This is a genomic window from Kytococcus sp. HMSC28H12 (genome assembly GCF_001816045.1).
Taxonomy (GTDB): domain Bacteria; phylum Actinomycetota; class Actinomycetes; order Actinomycetales; family Dermatophilaceae; genus Kytococcus; species Kytococcus schroeteri.
Map to the genome: position 1 here is coordinate 1 of NZ_KV824367.1, position 2,350 is coordinate 2,350.

Sequence of the window (2,350 nt, forward strand, 5' to 3'; positions counted from 1 at the left end):
CGAGGCGGTGTCCACCTGGCTGGGCCCCACCTCCCCGCCGCCACCACGCCGGTGGCACCGCGCCCAGGAAGCCGCCCAGCAGCCGGGCGCCTCCGCCGAGGTGGAGCGCCGCGCCCGGTCGATGGCGCGGGAGTGGGGGCGCTTCACCCGCAACTTCGTGGTGCAGGGCACCGCCGCGGAGTGGGCGCTGTGCTGGATGGGGCACCTGCGGCGCCGCCTCGACGACGGGTACCGGCACCTGCCGGCCGACGAGCGGCCCCAGCTGGTGTACTTCCTGCACGACGAGGTGATCGTGCACGCCCCGGCCGACCTGGCCGACGAGGTGGCCGAGCACGTGCGGCAGGCCGCGCGCTCGGCCGGCGAGCTGCTCTTCCCGTCCAGCGCCGTGGACTTCCCGCTGTCGGTGGCCGTGGTGGAGTCCTACGACCGCGCGAAGTGACGGACCTCCCGCATCCGGCCGGCCCCGGGGTGCCTCAGCCCACGAGCGGCAGGGTGCGGTGCGCGATGCGGGTGGCCAGCGCGATGTTCGTGGAGGCGCGCACCACGTGCTCGTGGGCGGTCACCTCGTCGAGCACGTCCTGCAGGTCGGCGTTGCTGCGAGCCACCACCCGCACGAAGAGGTCCCCGTCACCGGTGATGGTGTGCACCTCCAGCACCTGCGGGATGCCGGCCAGGTGCTCCACCACGGCGTCGTGCCCCGCCACCTGGCGGATCTGCAGGGTGACCATGGCCGTCACGGGATGGCCGAGCGCCGCGGGGTCCAGGTGCGGCGCCCACGAGGCGATGACACCCGAATCGGACAGCCGGGCCAGGCGGGCGGTGACGGTGCCGCGGGCCACGCCGAGCTGGCGGGAGGCCGCGAGGACGCCCACGTGCGGGTCGTCGGTGAAGGTGCGGATGATCGCCCTGTCCAGATCGTCCAGCCTGTGGGTCGCCATGTGGTCACCCTGCCCTTGAGTATCGACGGTGGTGTGCAGAGTGCACAGTCTGACACGGCATCGAGCGCGCAGAGTGTGCTCTGTGTGCAGTCCGGGCGACGTTCGTTGCCATCGGGTGTGGCGTGAGGCACATTGGCGCGCATGACTGACACCACCCTCACCGCCCTGACCGACCAGGAGCAGGCCGAGAACCTCTCGGTCGAGCAGCTGAAGAAGCTCGTCGGCCTCGTGGAGTACGACTCCTCGGCCGACCCCTTCCCGGTGACCGGCTGGGACGCCATCACCTTCGTCTGCGGCAACGCCACGCAGGCCGCGCACTTCTACCAGTCGGCCTTCGGCATGGAGCTCATCGCCTACTCCGGCCCGGAGAACGGCAACCGCGACCACAAGGCCTTCGTGCTGAAGTCCGGCAACATCAACTTCGTGCTCAAGGGCGCCGTGGACCCGAAGTCCCCGCTCATCGAGCACCACGCCAAGCACGGGGACGGCGTCGTTGACATCTCCCTGGAGGTGCCGGACGTCGACAAGTGCATCGAGCACGCGCGCTCCGCCGGCGCCACCGTGCTGCAGGAGCCCACCGACCTCACCGACGAGCACGGCACCGTGCGCGTGGGTGCCATCGCCACCTACGGCGAGACCCGGCACACCCTCGTGCAGCGCGTGGTCGACGGTGAGCGCTACGCCGGCGTCTACCTGCCCGGCTACCACCCGCGCTCCAGCAGCTTCACCAAGCGCGAGGGGGCCCCCAAGCGTCTCTTCCAGGCCCTGGACCACATCGTGGGCAACGTGGAGCTGGGCAAGATGGACGAGTGGGTGGAGTTCTACCACCGCGTCATGGGCTTCACCGACATGGCCGAGTTCGTGGGCGACGACATCGCCACCGACTACTCCGCGCTCATGTCCAAGGTGGTGGCCAACGGCAACCACCGCGTGAAGTTCCCGCTCAACGAGCCGGCCATCGCCAAGAAGAAGTCGCAGATCGACGAGTACCTCGAGTTCTACTGTGGCCCCGGCGCCCAGCACCTTGCCCTGGCCACCAACGACATCATCCGCACCGTGGACTGCATGGTGGCCGAGGGCGTGGAGTTCCTGGCCACCCCGGACTCCTACTACGAGGACCCGGAGCTGCGTGCCCGCATCGGCGAGGTGCGCGTGCCCATCGAGGAGCTGCAGAAGCGCGGCATCCTGGTGGACCGCGACGAGGACGGCTACCTGCTGCAGATCTTCACCAAGCCCACCGGTGACCGTCCGACCGTGTTCTTCGAGCTCATCGAGCGCCACGGGTCGCTCGGCTTCGGCATCGGCAACTTCAAGGCGCTGTTCGAGGCCATCGAGCGCGAGCAGGAGCTGCGCGGCAACTTCTGATCCGCCGAGGCGGTGCGCGACGCGGCCCGGGGAGGACGTCCTCCCCG

The 2,350-nt window shown here is 70.1% G+C and carries 2 protein-coding genes and 1 pseudogene; 2 read left to right on the forward strand and 1 reads right to left on the reverse strand.

Annotated elements, in window-relative coordinates; genetic code table 11:
* Positions 1-439: pseudogene (locus tag HMPREF3099_RS04145) on the forward strand (DNA polymerase); the annotation flags it as partial.
* A 34-nt stretch (positions 440-473) separates the two neighbouring features.
* On the opposite strand, the gene HMPREF3099_RS04150 reads toward HMPREF3099_RS04145, so the two are convergent.
* Positions 474-938 carry an Lrp/AsnC family transcriptional regulator gene (locus tag HMPREF3099_RS04150; protein ID WP_070704348.1) on the reverse strand — a complete coding sequence of 155 codons (465 nt, stop codon included), beginning with the start codon at positions 936-938 and terminating at the stop codon, positions 474-476.
* 141 nt (positions 939-1,079) lie between these two features.
* Between HMPREF3099_RS04150 and hppD the strand changes: the two genes are divergently transcribed.
* Positions 1,080-2,303, forward strand: a complete 1,224-nt coding sequence (gene hppD, locus HMPREF3099_RS04155) for a 4-hydroxyphenylpyruvate dioxygenase (protein WP_070704351.1) — start codon at positions 1,080-1,082, stop codon at positions 2,301-2,303.
* Positions 2,304-2,350 lie beyond the last annotated feature (47 nt).

Excerpts from the sequence above, each read along its gene's own strand:
- HMPREF3099_RS04150 (WP_070704348.1), bottom strand. The coding sequence starts at position 938 with ATGGCGACCCACAGGCTGGACGATCTGGACAGGGCGATCATCCGCACC.
- hppD (WP_070704351.1), top strand. The coding sequence starts at position 1,080 with ATGACTGACACCACCCTCACCGCCCTGACCGACCAGGAGCAGGCCGAG.